The organism is Micromonospora sp. KC207 (assembly GCF_004348615.1).
Taxonomy (GTDB): domain Bacteria; phylum Actinomycetota; class Actinomycetes; order Mycobacteriales; family Micromonosporaceae; genus Micromonospora.
Map to the genome: position 1 here is coordinate 1 of NZ_SMKJ01000476.1, position 3125 is coordinate 3125.

Here is a 3125-nt window from a genome sequence, read left to right on the forward strand (position 1 = left end):
GACGGGAAGCGGCGCGCCCGTGGCACGGGGGGTCGGGGCGTGGGCGGCGACGTGCGCGGCGAGCCGGGTCACCGAGCCGTGGTCGAACAACGCGGTCGGGCTGAGGTCGGTACCGACGGCGGCGTTCACGGCGTCGACCAGTTCGAGGCCGAGGATCGAGTCGATGCCGTACTCGGCGAACGGCCGGTCGGGGTCGATCGCGGCCGGGTCGGTCTCGATCACCTCGGCGACGACGGCGGTCAGCCGTTCCCGCAACCCGGCCAGGTCCGCCCGCGACGGCACGGGCACGTCCACCGTCGGAGTCGGCGCCGGGGGCAGCGGCCCGGCGGGCGTGGCCGGCACGGCCACCGCCGGTCCCACCTCGGCACCGGCGGTGGCCACGATCACGTGCTGGCCCACACCGTGCGGACCGACCCCGTCCGGACCCGTGGGCGGACCGAACACGGTCACACCGGTGAAGCCCGCCTCGGCCAGCACCGACCGCCAGGTCTGCGCGGTGAGCACCGGCGAGCTGGGCAGCCGCAGCTGCGGGTCGCGGGCGAGCCACCAGCCGTCGAGCAGGCCGGCGATGATCGCGTACACGTCCGGCACGGTGGTCAGCTCGTTTATCACCACCGCGCCACCGGGGCGCAGCAGCGTCCGCAGGTGCCGCACGGTGGCCCGGATGTCGGGTGTGGCGTGCAGTACGTTGGTCGCCACGACCAGGTCGGTGCCGCCCGCCGGGTGGCCCTGCCCGACCGGGTCGGTGGACACGTCCAGCCGGGCGAATCGCACATACGGGTGCTCGCCCTGGAACCGCCGGGCGCCGTGCCGGCCGAAGGCCGCCGACACGTCGGTGTAGAGGTAACGCAGCCGGTCGCCGTACTCCTGGATGGCGGGCAGGACGTACCGGGTGGTGGAACCCGTCCCGGCGCCGACCTCGACCACCTCGAGACGCGCGCCCGGTGCGACACGGACGCGTTCGCCCAGCAGCCGTGCCGCACTCCAGGCCACCAACTCGTTGCAGTGGTCGGCCATGTCGTTGCCCCGGTAGAGGCTCTCCATCAGCGCCAGCGACGAGCCAGGGAAGAGCACCTCGGTGGCCGGCACGGCACCGGACAGGATCTTCGGGTAGTTGTCCAGGCAGACGGTCAGCAGCGGGGTGTAGGCGGCGGCCTCCCGGTGCCGGGCGGCCAGGTCGGCGCGTTCCCGGTCGAGGTCGGACCGGGCTCGGGGTGCGGCGACCACCTCCACCGTCGACCCGTCGCGGCGCAGCTGGCCGCCGTCGATGAGGACCTGCACGATCTTCTGGAAGTACGGCCGGTGCCGGTCCACCACACCCCACCGCTCACCCAGCACGGCGACGTCATACCGGTCGCCCGGCCGCCACCCCTCACCAGCCGTGGCGAGCACGTGGAAGAGCAGGTCGCGGACCCACCGGCCGAGCGCGAGGTGCGCCTCGCGGTGCGCGGCGAGCCGGTCCGGACCGAACGCCGGGGCCCCGGCGTCGAGCAGCCCGGCCGAGGCGGCCCCGGCGGGCGCCACCGCCGGCCCGGGGGTGGACGCGGCGATCCAGTAGCGGTGCGGGTCGAAGGGGTACGTGGGCAGCGGCACCCGCCGCCGGGTGCCCGGCCGGTGCAGGGTGTCGAACGGCACCGTCGCGCCGACCGCGTACAGCTCGGCCAGCTCGCGCAGCGCGGACGGGGCGGCGTCGGGGACGGCCAGCTCGCGGGCCCGCGTGTCACCGGTCGCCGGGCCCGCCGGGGTCGAAGTGGGCAGCGCGGCGAGCTGGCGGTCCAGCTCGGCGACCAGGTCGGCGAGGTCCTCGACGACCAGCGCCACCCGGTGCACCAGGTGCGCCCGTCCCACCTGCAGGGTGTAGGCCACGTCCGCGAGCGGGGCGTCGGGCGCGCCGGCCGCCCAGGACCGCAGGTCCACCAGCCGTCGCCGCAGCGCGGACACGGAACCAGCGGAGACCGGGACCAGGTACGGCGGCCGGCCGGGCGACGGCGGCGGTACGGCCGGCGGCTGCTCCAGGATGGCGTGGGCGTTGGTGCCGTTGAACGCGAACGAGTTGATTCCGGCACGCAGCGGGGTGCCGGGCGTGGCGGGCCAGGGTCGGGTCTCCCCGGAGATTTGGAAGGGCCCGCCGTCGAGGGTGACGTTGCGGTTGAGCTGTCGGACGCCGATGGTGGCCGGCAGTTCCCGCCGCCGCAGCGCCAGGACCACCTTGGCCAGCGCGGCCATCCCGGCGGCGGTGATGCCGTGCCCGAGGTTGGGCTTGTGCGAGCCGACGACGCAGCCGCCGGCTTTTGCGCCGAGCTCGGTGAACGCCCCGCCGAGCGCGGCCAACTCGATGTGGTCGCCCAGTCGGGTGCCGGTGCCCTGAGCTTCCAGGTAGCCGACGGTACGCACGTCCACGTCGGCCGCGCGGTACAGGCGGGTGACCAGGTCGCGCATCGACCGGGTGGCCGGGGCGGTGAGCCCCTGGGTACGTCCGTTGTGGTTGGTCGCGGTGCCCCGGATGACCGCGTGCACGTGGTCCCCGTCGGCGAGTGCCCGGTCCAGCGGCTTGAGCAGGACGGCGCCGGCGCCCTCGCCGACCGTCATGCCGTCGGCGGCGTCGTCGAAGGTATGGCACGCGCCGGTCGGCGACAGCATGTCGGTCTTGGAGGCCATCACCAGGAAGCGCGGTGACGGGGCGACGAAGACGCCACCGGCGACCGCCGCCTCGCACTCGCCGCGCCGGATGCTCTGCACGGCCAGGTGTAGCGCGACCAGCGCGGACGAACAGGCGGTGTCGACCGTGAGGGTGGGGCCGGTCAGGTCGAGCAGGTACGCCACCCGCCCGGCCAGGATGGACATGTCCGTGCCGAGGAACACCTGCGACGAGATGTCCTCGGCGGCGGTGACCTGCTGGTCGTAGTCGTTGGCGCGGGCGCCGACGAACACGCCGACCGGTCGGCCGGCCAGCGCCGCCGGGGCGTACCCGGCATCCTCGACGGCCCGGTACGCCTCCTCCAGGAAGATCCGCTGCTGCGGGTCCATCCGGCGGGCCTCACGCGGGCTGATCTGGAAGAACGGGGCGTCGAAGGCGTCCGGCGCGGTCAGGAAGCCGCCCCATTGGCTCACCGACCGGTCGGGGC

The 3125-nt window shown here is 74.8% G+C and carries 1 protein-coding gene; it reads right to left on the reverse strand.

Annotation, left to right across the window (positions count from 1 at the left end; genetic code table 11):
- A partial coding sequence (locus tag E1258_RS31470; protein ID WP_243715808.1) for a beta-ketoacyl synthase N-terminal-like domain-containing protein occupies positions 1–3111 on the reverse strand: 3111 nt, incomplete at its 3' end.
- Positions 3112–3125: the final 14 nt, after the last annotated feature.